Below are 14,993 nucleotides of genomic sequence, written 5' to 3'. Positions count from 1 at the left end.
CCGGCTTGTTCCGGAGGGCGGGGGCCCGGGGTGCTCATGCGATCAGTTGTCGTTGTTCTTCATTCTGGAGCCGGTTCCTCCCGGCTCCTTCGGCGCCCACTTGGGAGTATGGGTTGCGTCCTTGAAATCGGCCGACTTCATCAGAACTCGCCAGTCCTGCTTGCCCGCGTCGCCATCGAGCCGAACGGTGAACTCTTTGACCTGGCGGGTGTCATGGAAGTACAGGACCACGACTTGGCGCTCTGAGGCGTCGTCATAGAAATCGCCTGTCACATTGCGACGGGCGCCGGTACCGAAGCCCTTGATCCAGTTCTCGGCGGTCTTCCGGGCGTCCGTCTCGTTGCTGTCGCTGGTCGCCAGCTTGCGAAGTTCACCCGTTTTGCCGTCGGCGATGTCCCACACGAGCTTTTGCACCACCAGCAGAGAGCCGGTGGAGGGGTAGCCGACCACGTGCAAGGGCTCGTGGTCGGCGTACGCCTGCTCGTACGACGCTCCCGGCCCTCTGGCATCAGCAGAGCTGCTGTCCAGGACAGCACATCCAGCTGTCAGCAACATTGCTGCTGCCAGCCATCCGGCCGCTGTATGACTCCGCTTCAACCTGGGCATCTCAATGTCCTTGCTACCTACGGTCCTTGGGCCTGACGATCGTGACCTTCTCGATCGGGTTCGAGGTGTGACTGTATCGCTGGATTACCTCGTGCAGGGTGGTCTCATTCTTCAGGCCGTGCTGCACGATGCCGGCGTGTCCTTGCACCATGGAGTTCACGATCGCCACGTGGTTGTAGATCCTCTCCCTCTTCCACTTGAAGAAGACGAGATCCCCCACCTTGGCGTTGTACTCGTGCGGAATCATCGCGGAGTGCCGCCACTTGGTCACGTGCCGTCGGAGGTAGTCCGCGCTCGTCCAGCTCCAGCTCTTACCGAACCCGTACCTGCCCTGCCACCATGCATTGTCCGCCTTGCGGCCGCCGGGGCGCATCTGCATCCCGCCCCCGTGGTACAGGGCCTTTGAGACGAAGTTCGCGCAGTCGGTTCTGTACTCCCACCTGGTGTCCAGGTTGTTGTACGCCCAGTTGGCCGTTCCGTTGCCGCCGATCGCTGCTGCTGCGGCTGCCGAATCTGCTGAATCTGCCGACGTGGACGCCGGGTTGGCGTCAGGACCGTAGATGCCTTCGTCAATGAGCGGCTGCGGCTCCTCCTCCTGGTTGGCGGCGATGTTGCCGTTCGCGTCAGGAAGGTGCGGATCGGCTGAAGGTGCAGGCCAACCGCTCCCGGTCCACACTGCGTCGGGAACGGCTGCGGAGAAGCTGTCGGGAAGATCTATAGAGGGGCTGCTGGCAGCGTCTGCGGAGGCATCGTCGGCAGCGTCTGTGGTGGCGTTCGCTGTTCCTGCGATGGCGCCCGAAGGGTCGGGAACGTCTGTGGTGGCGTTCGCCGTTCCTGTGATGACGCCGGTGGCGGTGAGGGCGAGCACCGCTGCGCCGGTGATGGTACGGCCGAGCTTGTTGCGCAAGAGTCGGGTTCCTTCCCCCTGTGATGGGTCCCGGCCGCCTGGTCGCGGATAGGTGCGGCTTCGGGACTCGTGACTAGGAGGATGGACGGGCGAACGCGTGGGTTCCCAGTTGGCCGTGTTTCGAGCGGCATCCGAGGCGGAGCAACTGGGTGACGTCTCGATAGCCCCAGGTGGGCTTGCTGCTCCTCAGCAGCTTCAAGGGCACGCTGGATCTGCTCGTTTGCGCGCTGCCGGCTGCGGTGAATCGCCTTCGCGTAGAAGCGGAAGAGGACAGCGATGCTGTGGCCAGCCCGCCGCGTGACCTCAGCCGGGGAGAGGCCGGACTCAAGCCAGAGCGAGACGCCCGCGTGGCGCAGGAAGTACGGCACGTCAGCCAGCGGTGAGGCAGCCTCGGACTCTGTCAGCATCGCGATCCGGGCCGCCCTCCAGCAGGTAGTACAAGCCGTGAACGGCGTCGGCATGCCCCAACGGCGCCCACAACACGGGCAGCGGCCGGTGGGCCATGTCGTACGTGACTGCCTCGTCCATCCACAACGATCCCTGCCGCCGGCTCCCCCAGAGCCCAGGTTCCGGGGCGCCCCTTTTGCGGGCTGGACGGGCTGGCGCGTCTCACCTCGGGTGTGCTCCGTCCCGTGGTCGGTCGGTGCGGGTGGCGAGGGCCGCGCACAGGGCCGCGAGGGGGAGTTCCGCGACCGCGGCCATGGCGATCGCCGTCGCCAGTTCCGGGCCGGGAGCGGCGGTGGCGAGGTCGATGCAGGCGTCGGCGAGGAGAAGCACCGCCGCGGCGGCCGCGGGCGCGCGGTGACTGGCGTCGACGCGTACCAGGCGGCTGCCGGCGGTGAGCAGCGCGACGGCCTCCATCGCGTCGAGCGTGACCCAGGCGGCGGCCTCGCCCGGTGGCAAGGTGCCGGCGAGATAGCCGAGCCAGGGCAGCAGGACGAGGCCCGCGCCGATCAGTACGCGGCTGTGCCGTCGGCGGGCACGGCTCAGCCGTCCGGAACCGAGGGCAGCCCCGGTCGTGAGGTAACTACCGTTTGGCACAGGTGAATTGAGGGCGAAGAGGGCCACGACGGAACTCGCTTCCGGTGTCACGAACCCGGCCTTCGGGCTCGTGATCCACCCTCAGATCTGCGGCGGCCGGAGTCAGTAACACCCTTTTCCGTCTTGGGGTGGCACTGGCTTCACCCCCGATACGGAAAGCAGTGGCATGTCGGGCCACGGAGTACGGCACCTACGGTTGGGACATGACAATCCCGCCCCGGCTGCGGCGGGCGCTCATCCGCCTGAACCGCGACACGTCCTTCCTCGCGCTGGGAGCGCCACTGCACCTCTTCACGGGCTTCGCGCTGTTCATGATGTTCGGTCTCGTGTGGGAGATCATCGCGGGGCGGGACAGCACCGCACCGGTGGTCCTGGCGTTCGCACTGGTGCTGACGGGGATTTCGGCGCCGGCGCTCACCGCGGCCCAGCGCCGGCGTTTCCGGCGGCTGCTCGGGATCGACATCGCCAGCCCGGGGTGGCGGCGGCCGTGGCGCCAGTTCGGCTACCACTGCCTGGCCGGGACGCTGTTCGGGGCGCTCGAAGCCCTCACCGTGGGGCTGCTGCTGGCCGGAGTGAGCGCGGCGCTTGTCCCGGTGTGGATCTACGCCCTGCCCGCGCACTGGCGGACCGAGCACGTCGGCTACGCCACGCAGACGGCGTATCTCTCCGTCGCGGGGCTGATCGTCCTGGCCGTCGTCCCGAGCCTGGCCGCCGCCGTCGTACGCCTGGAGAGTCAGACGGTGCCCTCCCTGCTCGGCCGCAGCAGGGAGGAGGACCTGGCGCAGCGGGTCGAGGACCTCACCGAGAGCCGGGCCGGCGCGGTGCATGCCGCGGATGCGGAACGGCGCCGTATCGAACGGGATCTGCACGACGGTGCGCAGCAACGGCTGGTGTCGCTGGCGCTGAACCTGGGTCTGGCCAAGGCGACGTTGACGGATCTGTCGCCCGAGGCGCGGCAGGTGATCGACGCGGCGCACCGGGGGGCCAAGGAGGCGATCGAGGAGCTGAGCAGTCTGGTGCGCGGACTGCACCCGGCCGTCCTGGACGAACTCGGGCTGGACGCGGCGCTGTCGGGTCTCGCGGCTCGTGCTCCGCTGCCCGTGAGGCTGAGGGTGGATCTGCCGCAACGACTGGCGCCGGCGGTCGAGGCGGTCGCGTACTTCGTGGTCTCCGAGGCGCTGACGAATGTCGCCAAGCACGCACAGGAGGCGAGCCGGGCGGATGTGACGGTGGCTCTGCTGGGCGAGATACTTCGGGTCGTGATCGCCGACGACGGTCTGGGCGGGGCCGACGCCGCCAAGGGAAGTGGCCTCACGGGGCTGGTTCAGCGCGTGCGGTCGGTGGACGGCACGTTCCGGATGAGCAGCCCTGTGGGGGGACCGACCGTGATGAGCGTGGAGTTGCCGTGCCCGCGATGAGACGTGCCGTGATCGCCGAGGACTCCGTGCTGCTGCGGATCGGGCTGGTCAAGGTGGTGGAGATGGCCGGCTTCGAGGTGGCGGCCGAGGTGGGCGACGCACAGGCGCTGCTGACCGCGGTCGAGGAGCACCGCCCCGAACTGGCGGTGGTGGACGTACGGATGCCGCCCGCCTTCACGGACGAGGGTGTGCGTGCCGCGCTGTCGATCCGGCAGACCCGGCCGTCGACCGCCGTACTGCTGCTCTCCCAGTACGTCGAGGAGCGCTACGCCGCCGACCTGCTCGCCACCAACACCAGCGGAGTGGGCTATCTGCTCAAGCAACGGGTCGCGGACGTCGAGGAGTTCATCGAGGCGCTGCGACGGGTGGCCGATGGCGGTACCGCGCTGGACCCGCAGGTCGTCGCCCAGCTCCTGGTACGGCGGCAGAGTGACCCGTTGGGCCGGCTGACGGCCCGCGAGCGCGAGGTGCTCGCCCTGATGGCCGAGGGCCGCTCCAACGCGGGCATCGCCGCCCAACTCGTGGTCAGCGAGAGCGCGGTGGCCAAACACATCAACAACATCCTCGCCAAACTCGACCTGCCCAAGGCCGACGCCGACCACCGGCGGGTCCTGGCGGTGCTGCACTTCCTGGGAGTGGGCCCCTAGCAGCGCGGTGCCTCGTGAGAAGGTCGGCAACCGGGTTGTCGAAAGGATCAGGCGTTGACCAGGACCATTGGGACGAGCGCGCTCGCCGGCGCCGTGGTGGCGGTGTTCCTTCTCGCCGCGTGTTCGTCGGGGAAGGAAACCCAGGCCGATCCCACGCCCTCGGCGCAGCAGGACAAGAACGGGGAGACAAACCAGGAGAAGGACCACGAGAAGGACCAGGAGAAGGACCGCGCGAAGGACCGGGAGAAGGAGCTGACCGCGCAGGCCGTGGCGGCGCTCGGCGCTCCGGCAGCCGCGGACGCGTCGTTCGTGGCCTCCGGTGTGGAGCGTGTGGGGGACGGCGTGCACGCCGACCCCGGCCTGTCCTCGGGCACCGTCTACCGGTTGAGCGTGGTGTGCGCCGGCACCGGAGCCGCCGACATCGAGTTCACGTCGATGACCACGGCTCCGGGGCACAGGACCCCGAAGAAGCCGGTCACCTGCGACGGGACGCCGGTCCGGGACCGCTTCACGGGCAAGAAGTCGCTGCGCGTCGACGTCAGCGGTCGTCCGGGGGCCACGGGAATGGTCGCCTGGCGGATCGACAAGGTGTGAGCCGACAGCCCCGCTGAAGTTCGTGGTCCCGCGTTACAGCTCGTGGTCCCGCGCCAGCCCCTCCCAGTCGACCTCCCGCAGCGAGGCCGCCGCGTCGCACTCGGACGGTACCCGCATCGTCGGCTGGAACCAGATGACCGTCAGCGCCGAGAAGTAGTCGACCGGGTCGTGGGACGGGTCCAGTGCCCTGGAGCGGAACGACCCCACGCAGGCGACGGGCGGCAGGATCTCGACCGGGCCGAAGGCGCCCGCGTACTGGTCCGGGTACTCGCGCGAGGGCGGGACGAGGTGGATGGGGCTGGTGGGGAAGGTGTGTTCGGTGGTGTGCAGCAGGCTCTTGATCACCATGTCGTTGACCGGCTTGCAGGGATAGCCCGCGGGCATTCCTCCGTACGTCGACGACAGCCGCAGCTCGGCGAGGTCGACGGGGCGGCCGGAGGCGAGGACCACGCGGGTCAGCGACATGGTCCGCGCTCTCGGGCGGTCGTGCATGGGGCTCCTCTTGGTTCTTGTACTGCCACGGTCGTCCCGTGGGTCTCACCACGGTCGTCCCGTGGGTCTCACGGCCGGTGCCCCGTCATCCGGGCCGCCGAGGCGATCGTCGCCCGCGCCTCGCGTTCGGTCAGACCGGTGTTGAGGGCCGCCTCGATCAGGGGAACGACGAGGGCCGGGCCGATGCCGTCCTCGTAGGCGCGGCAGGCCGCCCAGAACAGGCGGGTGTTGCGCTGCCCCTCGTGCGCGGCGAGGACGAACTGGACGAGGCCCTGGCCGTGGTCGCCGGCCGAGGGCGGGGTGGGGTGCTGGGCACGGGGCGGCGGGAGCAGCAGGCGCAGAAGAGCGGGCGGGCAGGCCGCGGGGGCGAGGTGGGCGGTGCCGGGAGCCGTGCCGTAGACGCCGTGGTCGGTGCGGGAGCCGGGGCCGACGAGGTAGCCGCCGGCGCCGCGGATGTCGATGCCGGGGGCGAGGCGGCCGGCGGAGTTGGGGACGACGACGTCCGGCGGGCCGCTCAGCCAGAGGTGGCGGCCGCCGCTCGGGGTGACGACGACCACCGTGTCGGGGATCGTGAACAGGTGGCGTAAGGCCAGTTCGCGCAGGGCGGCCGAGGAGTCCGTGCCCGATTTCGTGTCGAGGTCGACGCCGATGAGGTGGTGGGGCGGCAGGCCGCAGGCGATGCCGTAGCCGGTGGCCCAGGGGGCCGCGGCGAACTGTTCGCGGATGCGCGCCGGATGGGTCGAGGCGTCGTACACACCGTGTCCGAGGCGTCCGCACTCGCCGTGACAGGGCTGGGACTGGGGCTGGGACTGGGGTTCGGGATCGTCGCGGTGGGGGGAGCGCAGGGCCGGGAGTTTCGTCCGGGACAAGGGGATGACGGCCAGTCCGCGCTCGGCGGCTGACAGGGCGTGTGCGAGGGCCAGCGTCGTGGCCTGCCGGTCGGTGGTGGCCATGCCTCTATGTTCGTACGTACGTTCGAAAAAGGGAAGGGGGATCGGGTGCGACGCGCCGGGCCGGAGAGGTTGGCCGGAATTGTGCCGGAACGCTTCATCCCTTGCGGCGCTTGGTGCAGAGACGTCCCTTCTGTTCCGACTCGGGGCTTGGAAGTAGCGATAGGGGTTTATCGACTTGTCGTAGCACTTGAGGAGGAATAGCGGCTTACGGGGTGGTTCGCCGGGGATTCGGTGGGCAACTCTGGTCTTGCGACGTCGAGCACAACCGCCGAGGTGGTCGGCCAACTGCCTTGGAACAAGCCGTAGTTCACGTTGGTGTTCTGGAGGAACAACATGGCAAGCATCCGTACTGCCCGCGTCATCGCCGCCGTCTCCGCCCTTCCGCTGGCAGCCGCTCTGTTCACCGGCGTCGCGGCGGCGGACAACGGCGCCATCGCGGACAACGGATCGAACGCGGGTGTCGCGAGTGTCGTCGGCAGCGGTGTCGGTCACGACAACAACGGCAACTCGTCCACCACACAGCAGAACGCGGTCGGCAACGGCGCCTCGAACCAGAGCAACACCGCCCAGGTGAAGGGCTCCGCGTTCACGGCCATCAACCAGGGAAACAAGAACGTCGCCATCAACTTCAGCGAGCTGTGGTGAGCCGACGCCCCTGACCGAAGGGGAGTCGGGTGCGCTCTGTGGGGCGCAGGGGGTGCAAGGGGTGCAAGGGGCGCAAGGCGTCTGTGCGGCGGTACTTCGGTGCCGCCGCACAGGCGTTTTCGCGTTCGGGCCGACCTTGACAGTCCACCGTATCTGACGGACAGTCAGGAAAATCCGACGGAGATCGTGGGAACCCGCTCGGCGGCAGCGGTGTACCAGAAGTGTCAGTGGGATGCGGGAGACGACGAGGGGGCGACGGTGCGCGAGGGCGAGGGCGGGAGTGAAAGGGCTGCGGTGGGCGAGGACGAGCTGGGGGTGCGGCTGAAGGCCTACGAGGGGCGGGCCGCCGCCGTCGCCGGCACGGGCAAGGACCCCGTCAACATGCCGATGATCCGGCACTGGTGCGAGGCGATGGGAGACACCAATCCGGCCTACGCCGGCCCCGACGCCATGGCCCCGCCCACCATGCTCCAGGCCTGGACCATGGGCGGACTCTCCGGCCACGAGGGACGCACGGGGGACTACGACGAACTGCTCGGCCTGCTCGACGACGCGGGCTGCACCTCGGTCGTCGCCACCGACTGCGAGCAGGAGTACGTGCGACCACTGCGCCCCGGTGACGAGATCACCTTCGACACGGTGATCGAGTCGGTGTCACAGCGCAAGACGACGAAGCTGGGCACGGGCTACTTCGTGACCACCCGCACGGACATCAGGGCGAAACACGCCCTGGACGCCCCCACCACCCCCACCACCCCCACCACCCCTGCCTTCGTCGGCCCCCTCGTCGGCACCCACCGCTTCCGCATCCTCAAGTACGCCCCCGCCCGCCGTGACCACAAGCCCCCGCCCCGCCCCCGCCCCGTCGTCAACCGCGACAACGCCGGCTTCTGGGAAGGAGTCCAGCACCACCGACTGCTCATACAGCGCTGCACCGACTGCACGACCCTCCGCTTCCCCTGGCTCCCGGGGTGCAACGGCTGCGGGGGCCCGGACTGGGACACGGTGGAGGCGAGCGGCGAGGGGACGGTGTACTCGTACGTCGTCATGCACCACCCACCCTTCCCGGCCTTCTCCCCTCCCTACGCGGTCGCACTGATCGAACTGGCGGAAGGCGTGCGGATGATCAGCAACGTGGTGGGGGTGCCCTGCGACAAGGTGCGCATCGGCATGCCGGTGCGGCTCGAATTCCAGTCGTACGACGATGAGTTGGTGCTCCCCGTCTTCCGCACCCTGGAGGACGCGGCATGAGCCACGGCATGCGACCCGGAGAGGTGCTGCCCGCGCTGGAGATCCCGATCACCCGCACCCTGGTCGTCGCCGGCGCCATCGCCTCCCGCGACTACCAGGACGTGCACCATGACGCCGAGCTGGCCCGGCAGAAGGGCTCCCCGGACATCTTCATGAACATCCTGACGACGAACGGCCTGGTCGGCCGCTACATCACCGACCACTTCGGCCCGGCTGCGGTCCTCCGCAAGGTGGCCATACGCCTGGGGGCGCCCAACTACCCCGGGGACACGATGGTGTTGACGGGCACGGTCGAGAAAGTCGTCGAGGAGGCCGAGGGGGACACCGCGACGGTCCGGGTGGTCGGCGCGAACGGCATCGGCAGCCATGTCACAGGCACGGTGACGGTCACCGTGCCGTCAGAGGTCCCGTCAGGAGGTGCCGGATGAGTGTCCGCACCCGGGACGAGCTCGGCGGGCGGGCCGCGATCGTCGGCATCGGGGCCACGGAGTTCTCCAAGGACTCGGGGCGCAGCGAGCTGCGGCTGGCCGCGGAGGCGGTGCGGGCCGCGCTGGACGACGCGGGTCTGACGCCGGGCGAGGTGGACGGGATGGTCACGTTCACGATGGACACCAGCCCGGAGATCACCGTGGCCCAGGCCTGCGGGATGGGCGAGCTGTCGTTCTTCTCCCGGATCCACTATGGCGGAGGCGCGGCCTGCGCGACCGTCCAGCAGGCGGCGCTCGCGGTGGCGACGGGCGTGGCGGAGGTGGTGGTCTGCTACCGGGCCTTCAACGAGAGATCGGGCCGCCGCTTCGGCTCAGGGGTGCAGCACCGGGAGCCGTCGGCGGAGGGCGCGGCGCTCGGCTGGTCCCTGCCGTTCGGGCTGCTGACCCCGGCCTCGTGGGTGGCGATGGCGGCCCAGCGCTATCTGTACACCTACGGGCTGACCCCGGAGGCGTTCGGGCACGTGGCGGTGGTCGACCGGACGTACGCGGCGACGAACCCGGCGGCGTACTTCCACGGCCGCCCGATCACCCTCGCCGACCACGCGGCCTCGCGCTGGATCGTCGAACCGCTCAGACTCCTGGACTGCTGCCAGGAGACGGACGGGGGCCAGGCGATCGTCGTCACGTCGGTCGAGCGGGCCCGCGATCTGCCCCACCCGCCCGCCGTCATAGCGGCGGCCGCCCAGGGCGCGGGTCGCGGGCAGGAGCAGATGACCAGCTTCTACCGGGACGACCTGGCCGGCCTGCCGGAGATGGGTGTGGTCGCGCGTCAGCTGTGGCGCACCTCCGGGCTGGCGCCGGCCGACATGGACGTGGCGATCCTGTACGACCACTTCACACCGTTCGTGCTGATGCAGCTGGAGGAGTTCGGGTTCTGCGGGAAAGGGGAGGCGGCGGACTTCGTGGCGAGCGGGGCGTTGCCGATCAACACACACGGAGGGCAGCTCGGGGAGGCGTACCTCCATGGGATGAACGGGGTGGCGGAGGGGGTCCGGCAGCTGCGCGGTTCGGCCGTGAACCTCATACCGGGGGCGGGACGGGTGCTGGTCACGGCAGGGACCGGGGTGCCGACATCGGGCCTGGTCCTGACCGCGGACGGCTGAGACACCCGGGTGTCCCTCAGGGGTCATCCCGCAGTACCCCCGACCCGCTCGTCCACCTTCAGGAGGTGCAGCCACCTCCACCCCTACAACCTGAGGCGGACTCGGCTTCGGGACCTGCGGCCGATGAGCCGGAGGCACCCTCGCTCATAGCGTGGAGCCATGACCACACCCGTCTGCACCAGCGCTTCGAACGCCGCCACGCCGGCGACGCAGACTCTCCCGTACCCGTCGTTCGCGTCGTACGTGAGGGCCCGGCAGCCGGTGCTGCTGCGTACCGCCCGGTCGCTCACCGCGAACCCGAGCGACGCGGAGGACCTGCTGCAGACCGCGCTCACCAAGACGTATGTCGCCTGGGAGCGCATCGAGGACCACCGCGCGCTCGACGGCTATGTGCGCCGGGCACTGCTGAACACGCGTACGTCGCAGTGGCGCAAGCGCAGGGTCGACGAGTTCGTGTGCGAGGAACTGCCCGAGCCGGAGCCCCTGCGGGGCACGGACGACCCGGCCGAGCAGCAGGCGCTGCGCGACGCGATGTGGCGGGCGATCATGAAACTGCCCGCCCGGCAGCGGGCGATGGTCGTCCTCAGGTACTACGAGGACCTCAGCGAGGTGCAGACGGCCGAGGTGCTCGGCGTGTCGGTGGGGACGGTGAAGTCGGCGGTCTCGCGTGCGCTCGGCAAGCTGCGCGAGGATTCTGAGCTGGGGCTTGTGCGGTAATGCGCCGACCTGGTGGCTGTTGAGGGCCGACCTGGTGGCTATTGGGAGCCGACGTGATGCGATCGATCATCGGCACCTAGTGACATACCGCGCGGTATGTGCGCAGAATCAGCGCAGATCTCACCGCCGCGTAGGCAATGTCGCCCCGGGAGGACACCGTGCTGAGCACGATGCAGGACGTACCGCTGACCGTAACCCGCATCCTCGTCCACGGGGTGCTGGTACACGGACGGTCCCAGATCACCACCTGGACCGGTGAGGACGAGCCGCAGCGGCGCAGTTTCGCGGAGGCGGGCACGCGTGCGGTGCAGCTCGCAGGCGCCCTGCGCGACGAGCTCGGCGTCCGGGGCGACGACCGGGTCGCGACCCTGATGTGGAACAACGCCGAGCATGTCGAGGCCTACTTCGCGATCCCCTCCATGGGCGCGGTGCTGCACACGCTCAACCTCCGGCTGCCTCCCGAGCAGCTGGTGTGGATCGTCAACCACGCGGCCGACAAGGTCGTCATCGTCAACGGCTCGCTGCTCCCGCTGCTCGCCGCGTTGCTGCCGAAGCTGCCGACGATCGAGCACATTGTCGTCTCCGGCCCCGGCGACCGCTCCCTCCTCGACGGCGCCCGCCCGCAGGTGCACGAGTACGAGGAGCTGATCGCCGGCAGGCCGACCACGTACGACTGGCCGGAGCTGGACGAGCGCCAGGCCGCCGCCATGTGCTACACCTCCGGCACCACGGGCGACCCCAAGGGCGTGGTCTACAGCCACCGTTCGATCTACCTGCACTCCATGCAGGTCAACATGGCCCAGTCGATGGGCCTGACCGACCAGGACACCTCGCTGGTCGTGGTCCCCCAGTTCCATGTCAACGCCTGGGGTCTGCCGCACGCCACCTTCATGACCGGCGTCAACATGCTGATGCCGGACCGCTTCCTGCAGCCGGCGCCGCTCGCCGAGATGATCGAGTCCGAGCGCCCGACCCACGCGGCCGCCGTCCCCACCATCTGGCAGGGCCTGCTTGCCGAGCTGACCGCCAAGCCGCGCGACGTCTCCTCCCTTACCCAGGTCACCATCGGCGGTTCGGCCTGTCCGCCCTCCCTCATGGAGGCGTTCGACAAGCTGGGTATGCGGGTCTGTCACGCCTGGGGCATGACGGAGACCTCCCCGCTCGGCACGATCGCCCGCCCGCCGGCCCACGCGGTCGGCACCGAGGGGGAGTTGGCGTACCGCCTGACGCAGGGCCGTTTCCCGGCCGGTGTCGAGGCCCGGCTCACCGGCCCCGGAGGGGAGCGCCTCCCCTGGGACGGCGAGTCGGCCGGCGAGCTGGAGGTCCGCGGCAACTGGATCGCGGGCGCGTACTACAACGGCCCCGACGCCGAACCCCTGCGCCCGGCCGACAAGTTCAGTGAGGACGGCTGGCTGAAGACGGGCGATGTCGGCACGATCTCCGACGAGGGCTTCCTCACCCTCACCGACCGCGCCAAGGACGTCATCAAGTCCGGCGGCGAGTGGATCTCCTCTGTCGACCTCGAGAACGCCCTGATGTCCCACCCCGAGGTCGCCGAGGCCGCCGTCGTCGCCGTCCCGGACGAGAAGTGGGGCGAACGCCCGCTCGCCACGGTCGTGTTGACCGAGGGCTCCACCGCCGACTTCGAGTCCCTGCGCGCCTTCCTCGCGAGCGACGTCTGCAAGATCGCCAGGTGGCAGCTCCCCGAGCGCTGGACGATCATCGAGGCGGTGCCGAAGACGAGCGTTGGCAAGTTCGACAAGAAGGTGCTGCGCAGGCGTTACGCCGAGGGAGACCTGGACGTCACCAAGCTCTGACCCACGGTTGCGAGGCCGTCGTACGGCTGTCCGGGCACCTTTCGTACGGCTGCCCGGGCACCTTTCGTACGGCAGCCCGGGAGCCTCCTCGTACGGCAGTCGGGGCACCGTTTCGCACGACAAGCCCGGGCCTCGTCTCGTACGGCCGTCCGGCGCCGTCTCGTACGGCGGACCGGGCACCGTCTGGTGCGGCGGCCGCCCGGGCACCGTCGTCCGACGCCCCTTGGCGCCGCACGTCGCGTCTCCCTGCCCGCACAGCGACTTACCGCAGGCGCGCTATGCCCCTCGCCGCCGCACGGCGACTTACCCACGCACTACGCCCCTCGCCGCCGCACGACGACTTACCCACGCGCGACGACCCTCGCCGCCTCCCAACGACCCTCACCGCCGTCCGACAGTCGTCGCCCACCCCAGAGCCAGCCACAGCCCCGCCACCGCGCACACTCCGCCCCAGCCCCAGTGGCTGAAGCCGAGGCCCGCGAGGGCGGAGGCGGAGGCGCCGCCGGCGAAGCCCGCGACGACGTAGGCGCTGTTGGCGGTGGCCGGGGTCGAGGTGGTGGTGAGGGCGAGGGTCTGGTTGGCGACGTGGGAGGCGACGAGGGCCGCGTGGATGGCGATCGCGGCGACGAACAGGGCCGCGAGGACGTGCCCGCCCAGCCAGAACAGCGGCACGGACACGCCGGCGAGCAGATACGCGGACCGTACGACCTTGGCGGCGCCGAAGCGGTCGACCAGGCCCCCGGCCAGGGGTGCCACCGCGCTCGCCGCCAGTCCGAAGAGGCCGAACAGACCGGCGGCAGCGGTGGACAGGCCGTAGGATCCGCCGGTCAGCAGCAGCGCGAGTGAGGTCCACAGGGCGCTCCAGGCGCCGTACATCCCTGCTTGGCGCACGCAGGCGCGCCACAGGTCGGGGGAGTTGCGGACGACGGACGGCAGGGCGGCGAGGCCGGAGAAGAGCGGGCCCTGGCGGCGACGCGCCTCCACGGGGAGAACGCGCGCGGTCGCGAGGCCCAGCACGGCCGTCAGTACGGCCGCGCCCACGAAGACCACCCGCCAGCCGAAGGCCTGGCCGACCAGTCCGCCGAGCACCCGGGCGGCCACGATGCCGGTGAACAGGCCGGAGATGACGGCGGCGACATGGCGGGCGCGCCGGTCGGCGGGAGCGCGGGCGGCGACCAGCGGGACGAGCAGCTGGGGAACGACGGTCGCCGCCGAGGCGACCAGGACGGCGGCCGCGAGCGCGGTGGTCCCGGCGGCCGTGGCGCCCACGACCAGGGCCGCGGCGGTCACCAGGGACAGGACGGCGACCAGGCGGCGCCGGTTCACGCTGTCGCCGAGCGGGGCGAAGAAGAGCAGGCCGGCCGCGTAGCCGAACTGGGCGACCGAGGCGATCCAGGCGACCGCCGAGGGGGTCGAGCCGAAGTCGTGGGCAATAAGGGGGAGCAGCGGCGCCGCGAGGTAGATGTTGGCTGCGGTGACGGCCGTGCACAGGGCGATGAGCGGGAGGAGAAGGCGGGACGCGCCTCCCGCCTCCTGGGCGGAGGCCAGGGCCGGTCGGGCTGCGGTGACGGACGGCATGAGCGCACGGACTCCTTCGAGTCGACTTCAACAACCAACTGGTTGGTTGGAAGGGGAACAGTCTGCGCGGCCTGCGGATTCCCTGTCAACCAAATAGTTGGTTACCGGAGCCGGAGAGGTACCCTGCCCCCATGGCAGTCAGAGACCCCGAGGCCACCAAGGCCCGGATCTTCGAGGCGGCGGTCGCCGAGTTCGCCCGCCACGGCATCGCGGGCGCCCGCATCGACCGCATCGCCTCCGCGGCCAAGGCCAACAAGCAGTTGATCTATGCCTACTTCGGCAACAAGGCGGAGCTGTTCACGCAGGTCCTGGGCAACCGCATGGTCGATCTCGCCGTCTCGGTCCCGGTCGACCCGGACGACATCGAGGGCTGGATCGACCGCCTGCTGGACTACCACGCCGCCCACCCCGAACTGCTGCGCCTGCTGTTCTGGGAGGGCATGGAGTACGGCACCACCGAACTCCCCGACGAGGCCGAGCGCCAGGAGCACTACGCCCGTAAGGTCGCGGCCGTCCAGGACGGTCAGGACCGCGGTGTCATCACCGACGTGATGCCCGCCCGGGACCTGTTGTTCCTGCTGGTCGCGATCGCCAACTGGGCCACCGTCGTCCCGCAGATGCGACGCGTCCTGGTGGGCGCCGACGACACCGACCAGGACCGCCTGCGCGCCTCGATCAAGGAGGCGGCACGCAGGCTCGTCGCGAAGTGAACCGCGCGGACTCCTGGTTGGTCCGT

General features: G+C 70.0%; 17 protein-coding genes. 11 read left to right on the top strand and 6 right to left on the bottom strand.

The features are described 5' to 3' along the window. Positions 1 to 42: 42 nt before the first annotated feature. Both OG870_RS22670 and OG870_RS22665 read right to left on the bottom strand, forming a co-directional pair. Positions 43 to 606 carry a hypothetical protein gene (locus OG870_RS22670; RefSeq protein WP_266583188.1) on the bottom strand — a complete coding sequence of 188 codons (564 nt, stop codon included), beginning with the start codon at positions 604 to 606 and terminating at the stop codon, positions 43 to 45. Between the two features lie 13 nt (positions 607 to 619). Continuing rightward, positions 620 to 1,513 carry an amidase domain-containing protein gene (locus tag OG870_RS22665; protein WP_266583191.1) on the bottom strand — a complete coding sequence of 298 codons (894 nt, stop codon included), beginning with the start codon at positions 1,511 to 1,513 and terminating at the stop codon, positions 620 to 622. A 176-nt stretch (positions 1,514 to 1,689) separates the two neighbouring features. On the opposite strand from OG870_RS22665, the gene OG870_RS22660 reads away from it, so the two are divergent. Beyond that, on the top strand, positions 1,690 to 1,896 hold the full coding sequence (locus OG870_RS22660; protein WP_266583193.1) for a hypothetical protein: 207 nt from the start codon (positions 1,690 to 1,692) through the stop codon (positions 1,894 to 1,896). 226 nt (positions 1,897 to 2,122) lie between these two features. Here OG870_RS22660 and OG870_RS22655 read toward each other — a convergent pair whose 3' ends face one another. Then, positions 2,123 to 2,554, bottom strand: coding sequence for a hypothetical protein (locus OG870_RS22655; RefSeq protein WP_266517522.1), 432 nt, complete (start codon positions 2,552 to 2,554; stop codon positions 2,123 to 2,125). 203 nt (positions 2,555 to 2,757) lie between these two features. Between OG870_RS22655 and OG870_RS22650 the strand changes: the two genes are divergently transcribed. The 3 genes from OG870_RS22650 to OG870_RS22640 are packed head-to-tail and all read left to right on the top strand — an operon-like array spanning position 2,758 to position 5,213. Continuing rightward, a complete protein-coding gene (locus tag OG870_RS22650) occupies positions 2,758 to 3,972 on the top strand; it encodes a sensor histidine kinase (RefSeq protein WP_266925281.1) in 1,215 nt (404 codons plus the stop codon). Beyond that, the gene (locus tag OG870_RS22645; RefSeq protein ID WP_327691329.1) at positions 3,969 to 4,619 is read left to right on the top strand and encodes a response regulator transcription factor; all 651 of its coding nucleotides are present in this window, start codon (positions 3,969 to 3,971) and stop codon (positions 4,617 to 4,619) included. The genes OG870_RS22650 and OG870_RS22645 overlap by 4 nt, the downstream gene beginning before the upstream one ends. Before the next feature lie 54 nt (positions 4,620 to 4,673). After that, the gene (locus OG870_RS22640) at positions 4,674 to 5,213 is read left to right on the top strand and encodes a hypothetical protein (protein ID WP_266583199.1); all 540 of its coding nucleotides are present in this window, start codon (positions 4,674 to 4,676) and stop codon (positions 5,211 to 5,213) included. Between the two features lie 33 nt (positions 5,214 to 5,246). Here OG870_RS22640 and OG870_RS22635 read toward each other — a convergent pair whose 3' ends face one another. Both OG870_RS22635 and OG870_RS22630 read right to left on the bottom strand, forming a co-directional pair. Beyond that, positions 5,247 to 5,705 (bottom strand): hypothetical protein, encoded by a 459-nt coding sequence (locus OG870_RS22635; RefSeq protein ID WP_327691328.1) that lies wholly within the window; start codon positions 5,703 to 5,705, stop codon positions 5,247 to 5,249. A 68-nt stretch (positions 5,706 to 5,773) separates the two neighbouring features. Continuing rightward, positions 5,774 to 6,658 (bottom strand): bifunctional DNA primase/polymerase, encoded by an 885-nt coding sequence (locus tag OG870_RS22630; RefSeq protein WP_266517509.1) that lies wholly within the window; start codon positions 6,656 to 6,658, stop codon positions 5,774 to 5,776. 333 nt (positions 6,659 to 6,991) lie between these two features. Between OG870_RS22630 and OG870_RS22625 the strand changes: the two genes are divergently transcribed. The 6 genes from OG870_RS22625 (at position 6,992) to OG870_RS22600 (ending at position 12,679) form a co-directional block, all read left to right on the top strand. Then, complete coding sequence (locus OG870_RS22625) at positions 6,992 to 7,303, top strand: hypothetical protein (protein ID WP_266517507.1); 312 nt, start codon at positions 6,992 to 6,994, stop codon at positions 7,301 to 7,303. 294 nt (positions 7,304 to 7,597) lie between these two features. Beyond that, positions 7,598 to 8,554 (top strand): bifunctional MaoC family dehydratase N-terminal/OB-fold nucleic acid binding domain-containing protein, encoded by a 957-nt coding sequence (locus OG870_RS22620; RefSeq protein WP_327692329.1) that lies wholly within the window; start codon positions 7,598 to 7,600, stop codon positions 8,552 to 8,554. Between the two features lie 8 nt (positions 8,555 to 8,562). Next, entirely contained in the window at positions 8,563 to 8,982 is a 420-nt protein-coding gene (locus OG870_RS22615; RefSeq protein WP_327692328.1) for a MaoC family dehydratase, read from the top strand. Next, positions 8,979 to 10,145 carry a lipid-transfer protein gene (locus OG870_RS22610; RefSeq protein ID WP_266517504.1) on the top strand — a complete coding sequence of 389 codons (1,167 nt, stop codon included), beginning with the start codon at positions 8,979 to 8,981 and terminating at the stop codon, positions 10,143 to 10,145. The genes OG870_RS22615 and OG870_RS22610 overlap by 4 nt, the downstream gene beginning before the upstream one ends. 159 nt (positions 10,146 to 10,304) lie before the next feature. Beyond that, a complete protein-coding gene (locus OG870_RS22605) occupies positions 10,305 to 10,862 on the top strand; it encodes a SigE family RNA polymerase sigma factor (protein ID WP_266517501.1) in 558 nt (185 codons plus the stop codon). A gap of 137 nt (positions 10,863 to 10,999) precedes the next feature. After that, positions 11,000 to 12,679 carry a long-chain fatty acid--CoA ligase gene (locus OG870_RS22600; RefSeq protein ID WP_266517498.1) on the top strand — a complete coding sequence of 560 codons (1,680 nt, stop codon included), beginning with the start codon at positions 11,000 to 11,002 and terminating at the stop codon, positions 12,677 to 12,679. A gap of 381 nt (positions 12,680 to 13,060) precedes the next feature. On the opposite strand, the gene OG870_RS22595 is transcribed toward OG870_RS22600, so the two are convergent. After that, on the bottom strand, positions 13,061 to 14,257 hold the full coding sequence (locus OG870_RS22595; protein ID WP_327691327.1) for an MFS transporter: 1,197 nt from the start codon (positions 14,255 to 14,257) through the stop codon (positions 13,061 to 13,063). Positions 14,258 to 14,388: 131 nt separating this feature from the next. On the opposite strand from OG870_RS22595, the gene OG870_RS22590 reads away from it, so the two are divergent. Continuing rightward, the gene (locus OG870_RS22590) at positions 14,389 to 14,967 is read left to right on the top strand and encodes a TetR family transcriptional regulator (protein WP_266517492.1); all 579 of its coding nucleotides are present in this window, start codon (positions 14,389 to 14,391) and stop codon (positions 14,965 to 14,967) included. The last annotated feature ends 26 nt before the right edge of the window (positions 14,968 to 14,993 follow it).

The sequence above is a fragment of the Streptomyces sp. NBC_00461 genome (assembly GCF_036013935.1).
Lineage (GTDB): Bacteria > Actinomycetota > Actinomycetes > Streptomycetales > Streptomycetaceae > Streptomyces.
This window is presented reverse-complemented; position numbering and strand designations above follow the sequence as displayed.

Excerpts from the sequence above, each read along its gene's own strand:
- OG870_RS22670 (WP_266583188.1), bottom strand. The coding sequence starts at position 606 with ATGCCCAGGTTGAAGCGGAGTCATACAGCGGCCGGATGGCTGGCAGCA.
- OG870_RS22650 (WP_266925281.1), top strand. The coding sequence starts at position 2,758 with ATGACAATCCCGCCCCGGCTGCGGCGGGCGCTCATCCGCCTGAACCGC.
- OG870_RS22645 (WP_327691329.1), top strand. The coding sequence starts at position 3,969 with ATGAGACGTGCCGTGATCGCCGAGGACTCCGTGCTGCTGCGGATCGGG.
- OG870_RS22635 (WP_327691328.1), bottom strand. The coding sequence starts at position 5,705 with ATGCACGACCGCCCGAGAGCGCGGACCATGTCGCTGACCCGCGTGGTC.
- OG870_RS22630 (WP_266517509.1), bottom strand. The coding sequence starts at position 6,658 with ATGGCCACCACCGACCGGCAGGCCACGACGCTGGCCCTCGCACACGCC.
- OG870_RS22625 (WP_266517507.1), top strand. The coding sequence starts at position 6,992 with ATGGCAAGCATCCGTACTGCCCGCGTCATCGCCGCCGTCTCCGCCCTT.
- OG870_RS22615 (WP_327692328.1), top strand. The coding sequence starts at position 8,563 with ATGCGACCCGGAGAGGTGCTGCCCGCGCTGGAGATCCCGATCACCCGC.
- OG870_RS22610 (WP_266517504.1), top strand. The coding sequence starts at position 8,979 with ATGAGTGTCCGCACCCGGGACGAGCTCGGCGGGCGGGCCGCGATCGTC.
- OG870_RS22605 (WP_266517501.1), top strand. The coding sequence starts at position 10,305 with ATGACCACACCCGTCTGCACCAGCGCTTCGAACGCCGCCACGCCGGCG.
- OG870_RS22600 (WP_266517498.1), top strand. The coding sequence starts at position 11,000 with ATGTCGCCCCGGGAGGACACCGTGCTGAGCACGATGCAGGACGTACCG.
- OG870_RS22595 (WP_327691327.1), bottom strand. The coding sequence starts at position 14,257 with ATGCCGTCCGTCACCGCAGCCCGACCGGCCCTGGCCTCCGCCCAGGAG.
- OG870_RS22590 (WP_266517492.1), top strand. The coding sequence starts at position 14,389 with ATGGCAGTCAGAGACCCCGAGGCCACCAAGGCCCGGATCTTCGAGGCG.